Consider the following 17,131-nt stretch of genomic DNA (forward strand, 5'->3'; position numbering starts at 1 on the left):
GGAACGACATGCCCCGTACACTTTCGGACATGGGTACTGTCGCACTGGCCGTCACCGACGGCATGCTGCACTTCGAACTGTCGATGGCGTACGAGGTGTTCGGCGCCGACCTGACGGCCATCGCCGACCCCTGGTACGAGCTCGCCGTCTGCGGGCCGGGACCCGTCCGGGTCGGCCGGTTCCGGCTGGAGCCGGACCACGGCCTCGACCGGCTCCCGTACGCCGACACGGTGATCGTCCCCGGCTGGGCCGACGTCGACGTGGACCCGCCCGCCGAACTGGTCGACGCGGTCCGCGCCGCCCACGCGGCGGGCGCCCGGGTGGCCTCGCTGTGCACGGGTGCCTTCGTCCTGGCCGCCGCCGGGCTGCTGGACGGCCGGCGCGCGACCACGCACTGGGCGCATACCGCTGCCCTGGCCGCCCGGCACCCCCGGGTGGAAGTGGACCCGGACGTCCTCTACGTGGACCACGGCAGCGTGCTCACCTCCGCGGGCAAGGCCGCCGCAATGGACCTGTGCCTGCACCTCGTCCGCCTCGACCACGGCTCCGCGGTCGCCAACACGGTCGCCCGCCGCCTGGTCGTGCCCCCGCACCGGGCGGGCGGCCAGGCACAGTTCGTGACCGCCCCCGTCCCCGCCCAGGACGACCACCCGCTGGGGGGCCTGCTGCCCTGGGCCGTGGAACGGCTCGACATGCCGCTGACCGTGGAGGATCTGGCCCGCCGGGCAAACATGAGCTCGCGCCACCTGGGCCGCCACTTCCGATCGGTCACCGGCACCACCCCGCTGCAGTGGCTGCTGACCCAGCGGATCCGGCGCGCGCAGGAACTGCTGGAAACCACCGGCGACAGCGTCGACGCGATCGCCGAGGCCACCGGGATGGGCACCGCAGCCACACTGCGCCGGCACTTCAACCGCACCATCGGCGTGCCCCCGGACAGCTACCGCCGTACGTTCCGCAGCACCCGGCCCGCACCCCCCACGGCGCCCGCCCCCCAGGCGTGAACACGAGGCGCCCTGTCACTGCCGTGGGATGGAAAACGACCCACACCACGTGGGGGATCCCTGAACAAGACATTCACGGCCGGGTCGCCACCGGAGCCGCAACGCTCCTCGGAGGAACCGGGGACGCTCCAGACCGCGGTCGGTTCGGACAGCGACGTCACCGCGCTGGACGCGTTCGGCAGCTGCTCCGTGCAGGTCGAGGCGACGGACGCCGACGGCGACCGGGCCCGCGGGTCCGGCGGCCTCGCCTACCTCCCGCGACGGCCCTCGTCGAGGACGTGCGCACGGACCGCACGAAGATCGACGCGGACCACCGGGACGTCACGGTGCAGGGCGTGCTGAAGCGCCGCCGGCCGGGTAGGGGCGAGGCCAGGCCGCTGGCGGGCTTCCCGGTGGACCTCGACGTCCGGTCCCGTGCACAGGCCACCCCGGCCACCGACGCGCAGGGCCGCTTCTCGGCGAGCGTCACCCTGGAAGGGGCAGCGGAGGTCCGTGCCGTCTACCGCTACCGCTCCGACCACACGGAGGTGCTGGACGGGGAGGCGCCGGGCACCCGGATCGATGTCAGGCAGACCCCGACGCCCTGGACGTCCGTGCGGACCTCCGCCGCCGTCGTCGACCTGGGCGGGCCGGTGACCGTCACGGCGAAGCTCGAACGCAGGACGTCCAAGGGCTGGGAGCCCTTCGTCGGCCGGCACGGTGCGACGCTGTTCGCCCGCGGGGCGGCCGGTTCCGGGCCGAGCGAGTGGCTGGGGGAGTCAGCGGGCACCTCGTGCTCATCAACCGGGCAGGGGACGAGGACCCGTTCACAGCCTTCGTCAGCGCCGGGAGCAAGCAGGTCGAAGTGCGGAACCCGGGCGCATTCTCCCGCTTCGGCGCCACCCGCACGGACACCGGGATGGTGCACGTCGAAGGGGCGTTGGAGTTCGCGTCCACCATCCCGGCGACGGCCGGCCTGGGCGGACGCGGCGACGGTTGAGGTCCAGTGGAGCGGTGCCGGGCACGCCTTCTCGGTGGACGTGGCGAAGAACGGCGCTGGCTGGTTGCGGGCCCGGTTCGCGCTGCCGGCGGGCTACCGGACGGCCACGACGGCCGCCGTCCAGATCGGCGGCTGACCACCCACCAGCCGGCCGGTACCCCGAGCGGCGGGTCTACGGCTCCTCGGGGAGGGTAGGGGCGCAGCAGCCCGTCGCCGCACCGGGGCGCGGGCCCGACGAGAGGAACCGCTGTGGGCACACCCCCCGACGATCCCGTACCTCCCCACCCCACCCCGGCGCCGGGGCCCGGCCCGGGTCCGGTCCCGGGCCCGCTGCCCGGGCCCGCACCGGGTGGACCGGACCCGGTGCCTCCGGCCCCCGCCCCGGCACCCGGACCGGGCCCCCTGCCGGGCCCCGCACCGGGCCCCGCGCCGGGCCCCGCGCCGGGGCCGGGGCCCCTGACCTGACGGCCGGCCGACCCCGGCGAGAGCCCGGCAGGGCGTGATTGTCCGGGAGCGGGAAACCCGCTCCCGGACGCTCGTCGCAGCGGCGTCAGACCTGGCCGAGGTCCGAGCTCACCCAGCGCTCCGGCCGCATGTGGATCACGACCTGCTCGCCGTGCTCCTTCCAGGCGAAATCCACGTACCCCGCGACCTTCTCCGCGGGCAGATACCGCGCCGCCAGCTCCGTGAGCAGCTCCCGGCGCGCCGGTACGGTCGACAGCACCGGGCCCTCGACGGACACGTACCGGATCGTCGGCTCCACCCGGTCCACCATGAGGCTGAAGCGGCCCGCCGCCGCGATCAGCGCGGCCTTCCGGGAGTCGCGGCCCGTCATGATCCACAGGTCCCCGCCGGGTGCGTACTGGTACCAGATCGGCACCGTCAGCGGCGCCCGCCCGCCCTCCGTGCCGGCACTCACGGCCAGCGCGGCGACATGGGGTTCGGCCAGGAACTGCTCGCGTTCGCCAGTGGACAGGGCCATCGTCGCTCCTCGGGTCGAAAAGGCCTACACCGCGTCAACTCCAGCCCCCGCCCGCCGGTTCCCGGGTTCACCCGGACGGCTCACGGGTGCGCGGAGAGACGCAGGTCACACTGACGCGTGCACGGGGCCCGTCACATTCCGTGCGGCCGTTTCGTCAACACAGTGGAACCGATCGCAACGGCAAGGAGCCCACCATGGAAGCGCGACTCAACCTCTACGGCAACGCCGTCTCCCCCCAGTTCAGCCGGTACATCAACTCGGCGGGCAAGGTCCTCACCGACTCGACGCTGCCCGCCGCGACCCAGGAACTGGTGAAGATCCGAGCCAGCCAGATCAACGGCTGCGGGTTCTGCACCGACATGCACACCAAGGACGCCGCGCACGCCGGGGAGACCTCGATACGCCTCAACCTGATCGCGGCGTGGCGCGAGGCCAAGGTGTTCACCGACGCCGAGCGGGCCGCCCTGGAGCTGACGGAGCAGGGCACGCGCATCGCCGACGCCGCGGGCGGCGTCACGGACGAGGCCTGGGCGAATGCGGCCAAGCACTACGACGAGGAGCAGCTCGCCGCCCTGGTGTGCCTGATCGCCCTGATCAACACCTACAACCGGATGAACCTGATCGTCCAGCAGCCCGCGGGTGACTACCAGCCGGGCCAGTTCGGCTGACCCGGCCCCCGGCCCCCGCCCCGGCCTCCGGCCCCCGGCGTGCGCAGCAGCCCGGCTGTACCCGCATCCGCGCCGCTGCCGCCGCGGCGTGCCCCGCAGCCGCGCCGCTGCCGCCGCGGCGTGCCCCGCAGCCGCGCCGCTGCCGCCGCGGCGTGCCCCGCAGCCGCGCCGCTGCCGCCCCGGCGCGCCCCGCAGCCGCGCCGCTGCCGGGCCCGCCCGGTGGCTCGCCCCGTGGCTCGCCGGGTGGCTCGCCGGGTGGGCCGCCGGGTGGGCCGCCCGGGCCTCGGCGGGGACCCGTAGGAGGGGTCGTCCGGCGCGGAGGGTTTCGAGGGGGCCGATCGCGGCTAGGCGCGACCCATGGTGCGAATCGGGTACACGATGATGACCGAGCAGGCCGGCCCGCGTGAGCTGGTCTCCCACGTGGTCGGGGCGGAGCGGGCGGGGTTCGACTTCTCCGTGATCTCCGACCACTCCTTCCCCTGGCTGGAGGAACAGGGGCACGCACCGTACGCCTGGAGCGTCCTGGGAGCCGCCGCACAGGCCACCTCCCGCATCCCGCTCATGACGTACGTGACCTGCCCGACCTTCCGGTACCACCCCGCGGTCGTCGCGCAGAAGGCGGCGACCATGCAGATCCTCTCCGAGGGCCGCTTCCGCCTCGGCCTCGGCTCGGGCGAGAACCTGAACGAGCACATCGTGGGCAACGGCTGGCCCGCCGCCCACGTCCGCCTGGACATGCTCGAAGAGGCCGCCGACATCATCCGGCGCATGTTCGACGGCGGGTACGTCAGCCACCACGGCACCCACTTCGACGTGGAGAACGCCAAGCTGTGGGACCTCCCCGACGAGGCGCCGCCCATCGGCATCGCCGTGTCCGGGCCCCGCTCCTGCGAGGTCGCCGGCCGGTACGCGGACCTCGTGATCGCCACCGAGCCCAAGCAGGAACTCATCCAGGAGTTCGACGCGCACGGCGGCGCCGGCAAACCGCGCATCGGCCAGCTCCCCGTCTGCTACGACACCGATCGTGACGCAGCGGTGGCCCGGGCGCACGAGCAGTTCCGCTGGTCACTGGGCGGCTGGAAGGTCAACTCCGAGCTGCGCGGCCCGGCCGGCTTCCACCAGGCGTCCGAGCACACCCGGCCCGAGGACGTCGCCGAAGCCGTCCCGTGCGGCGACGACGTCGACACCTTCGTCGAGGCGGTCCGCCCCTACGTGGAGGCGGGCTTCACCGAAGTCGCCCTCGTCCAGATCGGCGGCGACCAGCAGGAGCCCTTCCTGCAATGGGCCGAAGCCAAACTCCTGCCCGCGCTCCGGAACCTCTGAGGGCCGCCCCGTGGTCCGCGCCGCACTCTTCGACGTCGACGGCACCCTCGCCGACACCAACCACCTCCACGTCACCGCCTGGTGGGAGGCGCTGCACCAGGCCGGGCACCGCGTGCCCATGCACGCGATCCACCGGGCCGTCGGCCTGCCCGGCGAGGACCTCCTCGACCACCTGCTGGGGGAGGACCGCGACCGCAGCGGCGACGACGCGATGAGCGCCGCCCACGACACCCTCTACGCCACCTGGTTCGACCGGCTTCCCGCCCTGGACTCGGCCGCCGAACTCCTGCGGGCCCTCGCCGGGCAGGGATGGAAGGTCGTCCTCGTCACCTCCGCCAAGGACCGCGAACTCACGGCCCTGCGCGCGGCGATCGACGCCGACGACGCCATCGACGCCACGGCCACCTCCGACGACGTCGACCAGGGGAAACCGGCGCCCGACCCGGTGCGGCACGCCCTCGAACTGGTGCAGGCCGCCCCGAAGGACGCGGTGTTCGTCGGCGACACGGTCTGGGACATGGAGGCCGCCGCCCGCGCCGGTGTCACCGGTGTCGGCCTGCTCTGCGGCGGGATCCCCCGAGCGGACCTGGAGGAGGCGGGAGCCTCCGCCGTCTACCGGGATCCGGCGGACCTCCTGGCCCACCTGGACGACAGCCCGTTCGGATCGGTCCCGCCCCGATGAGCCGCCTGTGATGACGCACGCGTGATCATGACGGAACGGGGTAGCGGCACCACGTGATCACGGTTGGTGTGGAAGAAGAGTATCTGCTGGTCGACCCGGTGACGGGGCTGCCCGTACCGCTGGTGGAGGACGTGCGCCGCACCGCGGGACTGGGGCCGATCGCCGAACGCGACGAGGTCCAGGACGAGCTCCTGCAGGCCCAGATCGAGGTCGCCACCCCCGTCTGCTCCAGCCTGGAGGAGGTCGGGGGCCACCTCCTGCGCCTGCGGCACGCCGTGGCCGCCGCCGCGGAGGCCAGCGGCTGCAGGATCGCCGCCACCGGGGCGGCGCCGCTGCGCGGCACGGATCCCGTGCCCGTGACACCCACCGCGCGCTATCTGCGCATGGAGGGCGAAGCGAAGCAGCTGGTCGACGAGCACCTGATCAGCGGCATGCACGTGCACGTCGCCGTCCCCGACCGGGAGACCGGCGTGGCCGTCCTGAACCGGATCAGGCCGTGGCTCCCCACCCTGCTGGCCATGTCCGCCAACTCACCCCTGTGGGACGGCCTGGACACCGGTTTCGCCAGCTGGCGCACCATCGTCTTCAGCCGCTGGCCCGTCAGCGGCCCGCCGCCCCACTTCACCGGCGCCGTCGACTACGAGGAGCGGCTGGACGCCCTGGTGGCGTCCGAGGTGATCGCCGACCGGGGGCAGGTGTACTGGCAGGCCCGGCTCTCCGACCGCTACCCCACCGTCGAGGTGCGGTGCATGGACGTCCAGCTGCGCGCCGACGACGCCGTCATGCTCGCCGGAATCGTCCGCGCCCTGGTCACCACCGCGATCACGGAGGAGAAGGCAGGCGTCCCACAGGTGCCGTGCGCCCCCGAACTCGTCCAGGCCTCCACCTGGCACGCGGCCCGGTACGGACTGAACGGCACCCTGGTGGACCCCGGGGGACTGGCCCGCAGTAGCGGCGACGTGCTGTGCGCGCTCCTGCACCACCTCACGCCCGCCCTGGAGGACTCCGGGGACCTGCGGCAGGTCAGCGGCCTCGTCCACCGGCTCCTCCAGGAAGGCACGCCTGCCGACCGGCAGCGCCGGGCCCTGGCCGAGGACGGTCTGCCCGGACTGGTCTCCCTGATCAACGGGGCGGCCGGCCCCGCCTGAGACGCGTACGCCCGGCCCTCAGGGCCGGGCGTACGGAAGCCCACTCTCAGAGCGGGGCGCAGGCAGGCCCACCCTCAGGGCCGCTCCCCGTCGGCGAGCGGGGTGCGCAGAGCCGACCGCCCCGCCTCCCACTCCGTACGGATGTGGTCCGCCAGCCGGTCCTCCAGCAGGACGGTCGCCGCGCAGCCGAAGGCCACGTCGGCCTCCAGGTCCGGCTCGTCGGCGAGAAGGCCGCCGATGACCTCGTGGCGGACGACCTGCTCGTGCACGGCGTCCGCCTCCACGTGCTCGGCGTAGAAGTGCTCCGCGGCCGGCCCCGCCCCGCATCGGCGCATGGCCTCCGCGAGACGGCGCGAACCGGGCGAGGACGTCACCTCCACGCAGGCGAAGTGACCGACGAGGGCGCCGCGCAAGGCCCGGTGCAGCCCGAACAGGGACATCAGATTGACCACGGCGAGCAGCGGCGCGGGCGCCTGGTCCACATAGCGGCCGTACGCGGTCTCCAGGCCGAGGTCGGCCATCAGGTCGGCGAACAGCCGGGCGTGGATCCGCTCGGGGCGGCCCGCACCGAACTCGTCGTACTCGATCGCCACCATCGCGGCCTTGGCCCGCCCGGTCAGCCGCGGCACCACCCAGACGTGCGGGTCCGCCTCCTTGAGGTGGTAGAGGGAGCGCAGCGCCGCGTACTCGCGCAGGTGCCACAGCTCGCCCTCCGTGGCCAGGTGGTGGCTGAGGCTGCCGCTGAGGTCCACGGGCTCGACGAGCAGCGGGGCGAAGGCCTCCGTGACGGACCGCGGGGCGTCCGCCAGATCCGTCCGCAGGGCGTGCAGGAAGCGGGCCTCCAGACCCTGGCGCAGCCGGAGCAGGTCCGGATCCCACTCCCGGTCGTCCTCGACGCCCGCGAATCCGCGGTAGTGGAGTTCGTACAGCAGGTACAGCGCCAGCTGGAGGTCTTCGCCCCACGGATCGGCCTTCAGCACGGCGGCCGTGGCGACGTCGGGGGCCCGGCCGGTACGCAGCGCCTCGACGACGGCCCCGGACAGGTCGCCGCGGCCCGGGACCAGCTCGGGAGCGGCCACCGGGGTGGCGACGGCGGTGGCGGTGGACTGCGCGTTCATCGGCGGTTCCTGTCCTCGTGCGGTGGCGCGGAGCGCTCTCGGGGGCGGTGGCTCGTATCGCACCACGGATAGGTGCGGCTGCGCCGGCAGGTGCACACGGCGACGACGAACCGGTCGGAGCGGGCCACGGTGCCGTCGTCCAGCACGATCTCGACGGGGCCGTCCACCAGGACCGGCCCGTCGCGTTCGACGGAGACCCTGCGGGCCGCCGGGCACGGGGGCTCCGCACGGCCCGGTCCGGGGGCGGACCCGGCTGCCGGGCCGGGCATACGGTCGTCAGGGGCGTTCGGCACGGATGACCACCAGTTCCTCCAGCTCGGGGCCCTCGCCTGCGAGTCCCTGCTTGCGCAGCCACGCGGCGCGTGAGCGCAGCACGGGGCCCCACGGGACCGACACCCGGCGGACGACCTGCGGGGCCAGCCCCTGCCGGGTCAGGAGCTCCAGCGTGGTGTCCGGCCCGCACATCCCGGAGTGCACCATGAGCAGCACACCGCCGGGGGCCAGCAGGGCCGGAGCGGCCGTGCAGATCCGGTCGATGACGTGCCGCCCGTCGGTGCCGGCGTCCCAGGCCCGGCGGGCCCCGCGGATGGGCACCCGGGCGTCGGGCGAGGGCACGTACGGCGGATTGGCCAGGACGAGGTCGAAACCGCCGCCGCCGGCGTGCGCGGCGAAGTCCCCGTGCCGTACACGCAGCGGAAGGCGCTCGCGCAGCCCGTTCAGGCGGGCGGCCAGCACCGCCCGCCAGGACACGTCCACGGCGGTCACCCGGGCACCGCGGGCCGCGGCGTGCAGGGCGAGCGCGCCCGTCCCCGTGCCGATCTCCATGACCTGGGCTCCCGGCTCCAGCGGCTCCTGTGCCAGGGCGTCGGCGAGCAGCAGGGTGTCACCCTGCGGGCGGTACACCCCGGGCGGCGCGATCAGCCGCGGTATGCGGATCCCGTACGCGGAAGCGGTACTCGACACGGTGTACCTCCTGGTTCGGTGTCGTGGAGGTCGGGGTCAGGGGCGGGGGCGCTGCGGGCCCGGGGCCGTGTCGCCTTCGTCGGGGGTCTGCCAGGAGTCCTCGCGGGCGCGCGCGGGAGGACTCTGGTCCGCGGGCCGGGCGCCGGGATCGGTTCCGGCAGCGGTACGCCTGCTGCCGTACCAGAACGCGGCGATGAGCAGCCCGGCCACGACCACGCCGGCCACGATGAGGAAGAGGGACGAGGAGCCCGCGGCGGCGAGCGGGAGGGAGGTGATCATGGCCTGCGCCTACCCGCTATCGCGCCCTGCACGCACGGGACCTGTGGCGGGCGTGGGGCCCGTGCCGCAGACGGCTCAATCGCCCACCCGTTCGGGTGAGCCGGCGGCGTCCGCCCCTAGGGGGCGAGCGGGCGGTGGTACGGCCGTCCCGCAGGATTCCCCGCGCGGCGGGGCTGCGTGAGGCGCGGGATCCGGGGCAGGCGGAGTCCCAGGCGGACGCAGGGCCGCCCGGCACGACATACGGAAGAGTCACGACAGGACCAGAGGAGCGGGCGGGAGGACCGCCGCCCTCCTCGCCATACCGGAGGAGTTGTTTTCGCGTGACGGAGCATGTGTGGAGCTACACGTCGACCGCGGGCCACCTGGCCGGTACCGACCTGACAGGCTACAAGGTCGAGGCGACCGACGGCAGCATCGGCAAGGTCGACAAGCACTCCGACGAGATCGGTGACGCCTACCTGGTGGTGGACACCGGCGTGTGGATCTTCGGCAAGGAGGTCCTGCTGCCGGCCAGCACCGTCGTACGGATCGAACCCGACGAGAAGAAGATCTTCGTCGACCGCACCAAGGAGCAGATCAAGAACGCTCCCGAGTTCCACCGGGACCAGCACCTCGGCGACACCGAGTACCGGGCCCAGCTGGGCAGTTACTACGGCATCGGCGGCCCCTTCGGCGGCCCGATCATTTGATCCGGCAGCCGGTGACGGAACGCGCGGGTGGCCCCGGAACCCCACCGAGGGGTTCCGGGGCCACCCGCGCGTCGCGCCCGCCCCGCCCCGCGCGGCCCGACCCGCGGCCGGCCGTCTGAGCCGGACCGGGCGGGGTAGTCGCTGGAGACCGAAGCACACGATCGAGGAGGACACGATGGCGGAGCACAAGAAGTCCCCCACCCCGCGCGACCTGCACCAGCGCCGGACCACGCCGTCCGACGCCGAGGGCGAGAGCGGCGACCGGGAGGCCCGCAAGCAGGCGGACGAAGCCGTCGTACGCAACCCCGCGGAAGGGGACGCGGATGCGGGAGGCCACTCGGCGAAGAGCCAGCGCCCCGGCATCGGCCGCGAGGAGCAGGACCGCCCGGACCACTGAACCCCCGGCCTCGCGATGCGCCGCCCCCGGCGTGGGCAGACGGGCCCGGCCCGCTGCCCGCGCCGGGGGCGGACTGCGTACGGCCGGATCCCCGGGGGGCGGGGCGCCGCCGCGCGCAGGCACCCGCCCGTCAGGGCTCCCGGATCGCGGAGACCTCGAACTCCAGCACCACCTTGTCACCGACCAGGACGCCGCCGCCCTCCAGCGCCGCGTTCCAGGTGATGCCGAACTCCTTGCGGCTGATCGGAACCGAGCCCTCGAAGCCCACCCGCAGGTTCCCGAACGGGTCCGTGGCGCTGCCCTGGTACACGAAGTCGATGCTCAGCGGCCGGGTGACGTCCTTGATGGTGAGGTCCCCGGTCAGGCGGAAGTCCGTGTCGCCGAGCTGCTCGACGGCCGTGGACACGAAGGTGATCAACGGATAGGTCGGTGCGTCCAGGAAGTCGTTGGTGCGCAGGTGCCCGTCGCGCTGCTCGTTGCGGGTGTCGATGCTCGCGGCCTTGATGGTGAGGGACACGGAGGACTTCGACGGGTCGGCGCCGTCGAAGTGCCCGCTTCCCTCGAACTCGTTGAAGGCACCCCGGACCTTGGTGACCATGGCGTGCCGGGCCACGAACCCGATCTGGGTGTGGGCGGGATCGATGGTGTACTTCCCGGTCAGTTCGGCGAGGGGAGTGGTGGTCATGGGCCTGCTCCGTGGAGTTCGGGGGCGGACAGCGGACACGCGCGTCCACGCTAGTCAGGCCTGCCCGGCCCGCCCTCCGACCGCGCCCGTACGTCACCCGATCGGCCGGGGCGGCGCCGCCCCGGGGGCCCGTACGCGATCCGGCACACCGGCCTCCCGGACGGCGGGCCGTGGCGCTAGCCTGCCTCCGTGATGGATGACGAAGACCGGATCCTGACGGACGCCCTCGGCGCGGCCGGTTCGCTCGGCGGGGGGAGCGGCGGTCGGGCCGGCGCCCGCTTCATGGCGAAGCGCCTGCGCAAGAACGTACTCGACCTGCCCCTCACGCTGCCCGCACCCCCGGACGCGGTGGCCGTGCACGTCACCGAACTCCTGGCCGGACTCGGGAACCTGCTGCACACCGGCAGCCCGACGGCCCCGGAGGCACCGCGTACGCTCCGGGCCGTGGTCGGCGGTGGGTTCGGGGGCCTGAACCCGGTCGTGGTCACCGTGACCCTGTCCGCAGCCGGCCGGCCCGGCGAGGGGACCGCGGTCTCCGTGCGGGGCGCGGCGAAGGAAGGGCTGATCAAGCAGCGGGCGGGGGAGAAGACGGCCCGGCAGGTCGCTTCCGAGCTGGTCCGACGGGTGTCCTGAGGGCCGGACCGGCGCACGACCCCTCCGTGGTCCCGGCCGTCAGGCGTAGGTGACCGTCACCTTCTCGAACCCGAGGGACCGCAGCAGACCCTCCAGCATCGCGGTGGTGTTCTTCTCGGCGCGCTGGGTGAGCCCGCTGGCACCGGCCGCCTCGTCGATGCGCTGCACCGCGAGCTTCTGCACGGCCTGCTCGCCCCCCGGGTTGTCCGAGAACAGGTCGCCGAGCCGGTCCAGCAGCCCGCGCTGCTTCGACACGGCGTACGAGCGCCCGGGGTCCAGCGCCGTGCTGCCGAGGGCGGCGCGGGGGAGTGTGAGGACGGCCTCGGTGCGGTCCTCGTTCACCGACACCGCCTGCTCGCCGAGCCCGCCCAGGTCCACGTACGCCGAAACCGAACCGGCCGCCACGTACAGGGTGCGGGTGCCGCGGATCGCGTCCGGCAGGAACGGGGCGTCCTTCTCCAGGTCCACCACGACCTGGTAGTCGCCGGCGGCGCCCTCGAACCTGCTCATGTCGCGCAGGGACTTCAGGACGGCCGGTCCGGTCCGGTCGTGGGTCCGGGTGCCGAACAGGTCGCCCAGCCCCGGGAGGGGAAGGAAGCGGGCGACCAGGACGAACAGGGCGGCCACGCACACCAGGGCGGCGGCCACCCGGCCCGCCGTCCGCCGTCTGCGCTGCCCTGCGGCCGGCCGGGCGGACGGCGCGGTGGCGTTCTCTTGAGTCTCCATGCACAGCGGATGCCCCGTCAGACCATGGTCACCCGCGGCTCCTTGAGGCCGTCATGTCCGCGCGCGCGTGGGCGCGGCATCGGGGGGTATGCGGGCCGCCAGGAGTCGACAGGTTCCAGGAGGAGCACCCATGGACGAGCGCAAGAACCCTCCCATGCCCCCGGGGCGGGAGGAACCCCTTCGGGATGTACGGGATCCGGCGCGCCCGCCGGTACACCCCCTGGTACGCGGCCTGGCCATGGTGGCCGCCTTCGCCGGCATGGTGCTGTTCAGCATCGCACTGGCCCGCGTCACGCTGGAACCGTCCGCGGCCTCCGTCGACCTCGTGCACAGCAACGTCCATCCGGGGGCCTCGATCGAGGCCTACCTCAACGGCGGGTCCGCGCGGGACGCCGTGAAGCAGCTCGGCGGGAACCTGCTGCTGGGCGTCGCCTTCGGTGTGCTGCTCCCCGTGCTCGTGCCGCAGGCGCGCGGCCTGCTGCGGGTGGCGGTGCCGACCGCCGTGGTGATGACGCTCGTGGAACTGATCCAGGGTGCCCTGGTGGCCGGACGTGCCTTCGACGTCGACGACATCATCCTCAACACCGCCGGCGCCCTGCTCGGCTACCTCTTCCTCGGCCGTCGCATGGGCCGGGCCGTCCACCCGCGGCGCCGGCACTGGTGGCACCGCTGGACCCGCCGCGAGCGCACGGTCCGCGAGCCCGTCGCCCCGGTGGTCTCCCCGCCCGAAGCCGTCCCCGCCGGAGCGGGCGCCTCCAGCGCCCCGGCGCCGGGCCGCACCCTGACCACCCGGCTGCGCGCCCTGCGCTCCCGCGGAGCCGGCAGCCCGGTGGACTGAACGCCACTGCGGAACGGCACACGTGCTCCCCGGGCCCTGCTGCGGCGGGCACGGGGCGCAGAACATGGCGGGGCGCCGGTGGGACGCGGTTCGGTGATCATCGCGGTGGCAGGCGTCGCGGGAACCCTGGAACGCGGTGTTACGGGCCAGGTCAAGCGCCTCGAACGGAACGCCCCCGGACCCGACGAGACCCCGGAGGCGGCAGCCCGGGCCCAGCACGAGGCCTGGGGGCTGCTCCGGGCGATGAGGACCGCCATGCGCCAGGACCTCGGCGTATCGGAGGCCGGGGCGGGGTGACGTGGGTGCCGCCGGATCGTTTCAGCTGATGTGAACCACAGATTCCGCTTTTGGGCGCCCACACCATGCCACCCGACGCCGACCACCGGTGCAGCAGCGGCCGCTCCCCTGGGGAGGGCGGCATGAACGCAGGACGGTCCTTCTACTGGTGCCGGGCCTGCCGCCAGCCCCTGTACGCCTCCAGTACGGCCACCGCGACGGCCGCGGCGGCGTCGGCCCCCACCGCCTCGTCGCCCGTGACCCAGGCTGCGGCCCACCGCGACTGGGAGATCGACCACCAGGACTACGGAGACTGCGCCAACGGCCCCCTGATGCCCCTGTCCGGTACGGCCGCCACCCCCGAAGACCTGCCCCACGCCCCGAGAGTCCTGCGCCTGTTCGGTTCCTGACCCGGCAGGCGGCTCTTCTCCCTGCGGGGCACCCGCCCGGCCGCGGCGCCCCCGCCGCGGCCGGATGCGCGGCGGGGCCCGTTCAGTGGCCGGCGGCGGCCTTGACCAGGGCGACAGCCAGGCCGATCGCAGCGTCGAGGGCGCCGGCCAGCAGGGCGACAGGGGCTCCGCTGCCCATCCGGACCCCGCCGTACCAGCCCCAGCCGAACAGGCTCGCGACGCTGACCCCGGCGGCGGCGTACAACGCCGTCTGCAAGCCCATGGCCCCCAGGGCCGCAGATCCGATCAGGATCAGCGGACCCACCGCGGACAGCAGCAGGGGGCTGCTGACCCACAGCATGTGCCGCAGCTCCCTGCCCGAGGCCAGCCGGCCGTGGACCACGCGATGGGCCTGCTGGTCGGCGACGAGCGTGGCCAGCCACAGCCCGACGGCCGCGGTCAGCACCGTGGCGGCCGCCCCGGCGGGATCCGCGTGCGCGGAGACGCCGAGACCGACCACCACGGAGATCATGGTGATGGTCGCGTACAGCCGCTCCTTCAGCCGGGCGACGGCGTCCCGCGCGCCCCGGCCCGCCTCGGCGGCCGAGGCGTCCGCGCCGGCGCCGGCCCGATCCGATCCGGAGGCCGCGCCGTGGCTTTCCTGGTGGCCCATGCGGTCAGCGTAGGCCGCGTTCCGCCGCCGCACCCCCCCCGCTTCCGGACGACGGCAAGGTCGCAACGGCACGGTCGGGACGGTGTGGCGCTGCGGCCGTACGGCCGGGTGACGCGGGCCGCCTGTGCCCGCCCGACGCTCAGGACGGCTGCCGGAGCCAGGAGTCGAGCGCCGTGAAGTCGGCGGCGGTGAGACCGCGCCGGGGATCGACACGGTGCAGCAGGGCGGGGCCCGGATGGTGGGCGGCGACCCAGACGCGGTCGCGGTCGGTGATCTCGTCGTCGACCCAGGCGAAGGGGCGCCCCGCGGCGCGCTCGATCAGCAGGCGCGTCTTCGCGTGCAGACCGTTGCGCAGGTCCAGTGCCTCGTCCGCAGCCGTCGCCTCGGGCCAGGACAGCACCTCCAGCTCCGGCAGGCCCAGACGCGGCGCGACGCACGCGTTCGCGTCGTCCCCCCACGTCGTGGCCCAGACCACCTCGCAGGGGAGCGCCACGAGCCGGGCTCCGTGGGCGGGATCGATCCTGGCCAGCAGGGGATGCGCGCCGGCAGCACCCGGCCCGGCGACGGAATCCGGCCCGGCCGCATACGTCGGATGGTGCCCCGCCTCCCCGCCGAACGGGATGAGCGGTCCATCGACGTCGAGGAACAGCAGCGGACGCGGCGGCACGGATCCGGTCATGGCAGCACCCTAACGACCCGGCAGGACGGAATGCGCCCGGGCAGCCCGCCAGGCCGATGCTCCGCCCGCCCCGCGACACGCCGCCCCGCGACACGCCGCCCCGCGGGGCGGCGGCATGTCCGCCGACCGGGGGTGGCGGCGCGCGCCGCGGCGCCCACGGCGCGCGCGGCCTGCTAGGCAGGCAGGTGCACCGGCCGGTGTCGCCGACCCCGGCCGCCCCGCCGCACCCCGGGAGACACGCACGTGCTGACCCGCGCCCGCGGAAGCCGACTCCGCACCGGACTCTCCGCCGCCGCCCTGACCGCCGCCGCACTCGGCGGGCTGCTCCAGCCCGCGCAGGCGGCGGCCGACCCCGGCCCGGCCGGCGGCCGCCCGCCCCACGAACGGCGCCTCCAGCAGCAGCTTGAGCGGCTCGTGGCCCAGGACGACGGCCCGCCCGGCGCGATCGCCCTGCTGACCCGTGGCGACCGCACGGAGGTGTACACCGCCGGCGTCGGTGACATCGGGACCGGCCGCCCTCCGCGCCCGGACGACCACATGCGCATCGCCAGCATCAGCAAGGCCTTCAGCGGGGCCGTCGCCCTCCAACTGGTCGACCAGGGCGCCCTCTCCCTTGACGACACCATCGGCAAGCGCCTGCCCCAGCAGCCCGCCGCCTGGCACGCGGTGACCCTGCGTCAGCTCCTCCAGCACACCAGCGGTCTGCCCGACTACACGGCGGACCCGGAGTTCGTGGACATCCTCACCGCCGACCCCCGCCACGTCTTCGACCCGCGCGGCCTCCTCGACTTCGTGGCCGACGAACCGCTGCACTTCCGCCCCGGCTCCCTGTACGCATACTCGAACTCCGACAACATCGCCGTCGCCCTCATGACCGAAGCCGTCACCGGACGCCGCTACGAGGACCTGCTCAAGGAGCTCGTGTACCGCCCGCTGGGCCTGCGCCGCACCAGCCTGCCCCTGGGCTACCGCCTCCCGCGGCCCTACCTCCACGGCTACGACGTGGTACCGCCCGCCGCACCCGAGGACGTCAGCGAGGCCCTCGGGGCCTCCGGCGTCTGGGCCTCCGGAGGCATCATCTCCACGCCCCGGGAGCTGGGCGCCTTCATCCGCGGCTACGGCGGACCCGGTCTGCTGTCGGAGAAGACCCGCAAGGAGCAGCTCACCTTCCTTCCCGGCGGATCCTCCGAACCGGCCGGCCCCGGAACCAACGCCGCCGGCCTCGCCCTCTTCCAGTACACGACCCGCTGCGGCGTGCTCTACGGCCACACCGGAAACTTCCCCGGCTACACCCAGCTCGCCGCCACCACCCCCGACGGCACACGGTCGCTGACCTTCTCCCTCACCACCCAGACCAGCAAGAGCAACAAGCCCGCCCTGCTCGCGCGGCTGCGCACGGTCCAGGAGAACTTCGCCTGCGCCCTGCTGAAGGACCACTGACCCGCAACTCCTACGGACCCCGCCCAGGCGCCACGCAGGCGCCACGCAGGCGGACATGGCGAAAGGGCCCGATCCTGATCAGGATCGGGCCCTTCCGGTGAGTAGCGGGGACAGGATTTGAACCTGCGACCTCTGGGTTATGAGCCCAGCGAGCTACCGAGCTGCTCCACCCCGCGTCGGTGGACACCACTGTACGGCACCCGCAGTCCGCCCTTCACCACGCACGGAACCGCGGTCCCGCTCACTGCCCGGCGATGGCGATGAGCTGGATGTCGAGCTGGTCGGCCTGCGCGGAGAGGATGCGCGCGACGGTCCGCATGGTCGCGGCGTCCAGGGGCACGGCCGCTTCGCCTTCGCTGGTCCAGGTGAGGTCTCCGTCGTGGGCATGGAGGGTGATCGCGCCGGCGATGTCACGCAGCATGCCGGTGACGTCGGTCGCGGCGAAGTACAGCTGGCCGTCGACCGCCCGCCGTACGGGCATCGACTCGTTGGGTTCCCAGGGGTTCACTGCGCCCACCTCATCCCGAGCACATCCGACGGGGCGATGCGCTCACCGGTTG

General features: G+C 74.1%; 22 protein-coding genes and 1 tRNA gene. 12 read left to right on the forward strand and 11 right to left on the reverse strand.

What is annotated here, in order from left to right:
* Nucleotides 1-29 precede the first annotated feature (29 nt).
* Together ACLJTM_RS15190 and ACLJTM_RS15195 are read left to right on the forward strand one after the other, a co-directional pair.
* Nucleotides 30-1,004 (forward strand): helix-turn-helix domain-containing protein, encoded by a 975-nt coding sequence (locus tag ACLJTM_RS15190; protein WP_411104076.1) that lies wholly within the window; start codon nucleotides 30-32, stop codon nucleotides 1,002-1,004.
* A gap of 278 nt (nucleotides 1,005-1,282) precedes the next feature.
* Entirely contained in the window at nucleotides 1,283-2,119 is an 837-nt protein-coding gene (locus ACLJTM_RS15195; protein ID WP_411104077.1) for a hypothetical protein, read from the forward strand.
* 414 nt (nucleotides 2,120-2,533) lie between these two features.
* Here the strand turns inward: ACLJTM_RS15195 and ACLJTM_RS15200 are convergent, their stop codons facing one another.
* Nucleotides 2,534-2,965, reverse strand: coding sequence for a pyridoxamine 5'-phosphate oxidase family protein (locus tag ACLJTM_RS15200; protein ID WP_411104078.1), 432 nt, complete (start codon nucleotides 2,963-2,965; stop codon nucleotides 2,534-2,536).
* A gap of 194 nt (nucleotides 2,966-3,159) precedes the next feature.
* Here ACLJTM_RS15200 and ACLJTM_RS15205 point away from each other — a divergent pair, with 194 nt between their 5' ends.
* From ACLJTM_RS15205 to ACLJTM_RS15220, 4 genes are all read left to right on the forward strand, one after another.
* On the forward strand, nucleotides 3,160-3,633 hold the full coding sequence (locus tag ACLJTM_RS15205; RefSeq protein ID WP_411104079.1) for a carboxymuconolactone decarboxylase family protein: 474 nt from the start codon (nucleotides 3,160-3,162) through the stop codon (nucleotides 3,631-3,633).
* Between the two features lie 357 nt (nucleotides 3,634-3,990).
* Nucleotides 3,991-4,956 carry an LLM class F420-dependent oxidoreductase gene (locus ACLJTM_RS15210; protein ID WP_411104080.1) on the forward strand — a complete coding sequence of 322 codons (966 nt, stop codon included), beginning with the start codon at nucleotides 3,991-3,993 and terminating at the stop codon, nucleotides 4,954-4,956.
* 10 nt (nucleotides 4,957-4,966) lie between these two features.
* The gene (locus ACLJTM_RS15215) at nucleotides 4,967-5,638 is read left to right on the forward strand and encodes an HAD family hydrolase (RefSeq protein ID WP_411104081.1); all 672 of its coding nucleotides are present in this window, start codon (nucleotides 4,967-4,969) and stop codon (nucleotides 5,636-5,638) included.
* 53 nt (nucleotides 5,639-5,691) lie between these two features.
* Nucleotides 5,692-6,786 (forward strand): glutamate--cysteine ligase, encoded by a 1,095-nt coding sequence (locus ACLJTM_RS15220; RefSeq protein WP_411104082.1) that lies wholly within the window; start codon nucleotides 5,692-5,694, stop codon nucleotides 6,784-6,786.
* Between the two features lie 74 nt (nucleotides 6,787-6,860).
* Here ACLJTM_RS15220 and ACLJTM_RS15225 read toward each other — a convergent pair whose 3' ends face one another.
* Genes ACLJTM_RS15225 through ACLJTM_RS15240 form a run of 4 tightly spaced genes read right to left on the reverse strand, consistent with a single transcriptional unit; the run spans nucleotide 6,861 to nucleotide 9,146 of the window.
* Nucleotides 6,861-7,904 carry an iron-containing redox enzyme family protein gene (locus ACLJTM_RS15225; protein ID WP_411104083.1) on the reverse strand — a complete coding sequence of 348 codons (1,044 nt, stop codon included), beginning with the start codon at nucleotides 7,902-7,904 and terminating at the stop codon, nucleotides 6,861-6,863.
* Nucleotides 7,901-8,197 (reverse strand): CDGSH iron-sulfur domain-containing protein, encoded by a 297-nt coding sequence (locus ACLJTM_RS15230; protein WP_411104084.1) that lies wholly within the window; start codon nucleotides 8,195-8,197, stop codon nucleotides 7,901-7,903. The genes ACLJTM_RS15225 and ACLJTM_RS15230 overlap by 4 nt, the downstream gene beginning before the upstream one ends.
* Nucleotides 8,181-8,867 carry a HemK2/MTQ2 family protein methyltransferase gene (locus ACLJTM_RS15235; protein WP_411104085.1) on the reverse strand — a complete coding sequence of 229 codons (687 nt, stop codon included), beginning with the start codon at nucleotides 8,865-8,867 and terminating at the stop codon, nucleotides 8,181-8,183. The genes ACLJTM_RS15230 and ACLJTM_RS15235 overlap by 17 nt, the downstream gene beginning before the upstream one ends.
* 36 nt (nucleotides 8,868-8,903) lie before the next feature.
* Nucleotides 8,904-9,146, reverse strand: coding sequence for a DUF6479 family protein (locus ACLJTM_RS15240; protein WP_411104086.1), 243 nt, complete (start codon nucleotides 9,144-9,146; stop codon nucleotides 8,904-8,906).
* 320 nt (nucleotides 9,147-9,466) lie between these two features.
* Here ACLJTM_RS15240 and ACLJTM_RS15245 point away from each other — a divergent pair, with 320 nt between their 5' ends.
* Nucleotides 9,467-9,835 (forward strand): PRC-barrel domain-containing protein, encoded by a 369-nt coding sequence (locus tag ACLJTM_RS15245; RefSeq protein WP_411104087.1) that lies wholly within the window; start codon nucleotides 9,467-9,469, stop codon nucleotides 9,833-9,835.
* Nucleotides 9,836-10,010: 175 nt separating this feature from the next.
* On the forward strand, nucleotides 10,011-10,232 hold the full coding sequence (locus tag ACLJTM_RS15250; RefSeq protein ID WP_411104088.1) for a hypothetical protein: 222 nt from the start codon (nucleotides 10,011-10,013) through the stop codon (nucleotides 10,230-10,232).
* A 130-nt stretch (nucleotides 10,233-10,362) separates the two neighbouring features.
* Here ACLJTM_RS15250 and ACLJTM_RS15255 read toward each other — a convergent pair whose 3' ends face one another.
* Nucleotides 10,363-10,917, reverse strand: coding sequence for a YceI family protein (locus ACLJTM_RS15255; RefSeq protein ID WP_411104089.1), 555 nt, complete (start codon nucleotides 10,915-10,917; stop codon nucleotides 10,363-10,365).
* 189 nt (nucleotides 10,918-11,106) lie between these two features.
* On the opposite strand from ACLJTM_RS15255, the gene ACLJTM_RS15260 reads away from it, so the two are divergent.
* Nucleotides 11,107-11,550 carry a hypothetical protein gene (locus ACLJTM_RS15260; protein ID WP_411104090.1) on the forward strand — a complete coding sequence of 148 codons (444 nt, stop codon included), beginning with the start codon at nucleotides 11,107-11,109 and terminating at the stop codon, nucleotides 11,548-11,550.
* Nucleotides 11,551-11,589: 39 nt separating this feature from the next.
* On the opposite strand, the gene ACLJTM_RS15265 is transcribed toward ACLJTM_RS15260, so the two are convergent.
* Nucleotides 11,590-12,276, reverse strand: a complete 687-nt coding sequence (locus tag ACLJTM_RS15265; protein ID WP_411104091.1) for a DUF4230 domain-containing protein — start codon at nucleotides 12,274-12,276, stop codon at nucleotides 11,590-11,592.
* Nucleotides 12,277-12,430: 154 nt separating this feature from the next.
* On the opposite strand from ACLJTM_RS15265, the gene ACLJTM_RS15270 reads away from it, so the two are divergent.
* Both ACLJTM_RS15270 and ACLJTM_RS15275 read left to right on the forward strand, forming a co-directional pair.
* Nucleotides 12,431-13,114 carry a VanZ family protein gene (locus tag ACLJTM_RS15270; protein WP_411104325.1) on the forward strand — a complete coding sequence of 228 codons (684 nt, stop codon included), beginning with the start codon at nucleotides 12,431-12,433 and terminating at the stop codon, nucleotides 13,112-13,114.
* Nucleotides 13,115-13,533: 419 nt separating this feature from the next.
* Nucleotides 13,534-13,800 carry a hypothetical protein gene (locus tag ACLJTM_RS15275; protein ID WP_411104092.1) on the forward strand — a complete coding sequence of 89 codons (267 nt, stop codon included), beginning with the start codon at nucleotides 13,534-13,536 and terminating at the stop codon, nucleotides 13,798-13,800.
* Nucleotides 13,801-13,882: 82 nt separating this feature from the next.
* Here the strand turns inward: ACLJTM_RS15275 and ACLJTM_RS15280 are convergent, their stop codons facing one another.
* The gene (locus ACLJTM_RS15280; protein WP_411104093.1) at nucleotides 13,883-14,452 is read right to left on the reverse strand and encodes a hypothetical protein; all 570 of its coding nucleotides are present in this window, start codon (nucleotides 14,450-14,452) and stop codon (nucleotides 13,883-13,885) included.
* A 139-nt stretch (nucleotides 14,453-14,591) separates the two neighbouring features.
* On the reverse strand, nucleotides 14,592-15,131 hold the full coding sequence (locus ACLJTM_RS15285; protein ID WP_411104094.1) for an HAD domain-containing protein: 540 nt from the start codon (nucleotides 15,129-15,131) through the stop codon (nucleotides 14,592-14,594).
* 243 nt (nucleotides 15,132-15,374) lie between these two features.
* On the opposite strand from ACLJTM_RS15285, the gene ACLJTM_RS15290 reads away from it, so the two are divergent.
* Nucleotides 15,375-16,571, forward strand: coding sequence for a serine hydrolase domain-containing protein (locus ACLJTM_RS15290; RefSeq protein ID WP_411104095.1), 1,197 nt, complete (start codon nucleotides 15,375-15,377; stop codon nucleotides 16,569-16,571).
* 102 nt (nucleotides 16,572-16,673) lie between these two features.
* Here ACLJTM_RS15290 and ACLJTM_RS15295 read toward each other — a convergent pair.
* Nucleotides 16,674-16,747 (reverse strand) — tRNA-Met (locus ACLJTM_RS15295).
* Nucleotides 16,748-16,812: 65 nt separating this feature from the next.
* Nucleotides 16,813-17,079 (reverse strand): hypothetical protein, encoded by a 267-nt coding sequence (locus ACLJTM_RS15300; protein WP_411104097.1) that lies wholly within the window; start codon nucleotides 17,077-17,079, stop codon nucleotides 16,813-16,815.
* Nucleotides 17,080-17,131 lie beyond the last annotated feature (52 nt).

It is taken from the genome of Streptomyces sp. cmx-4-9 (assembly GCF_046548835.1).
Taxonomy (GTDB): Bacteria; Actinomycetota; Actinomycetes; order Streptomycetales; family Streptomycetaceae; genus Streptomyces.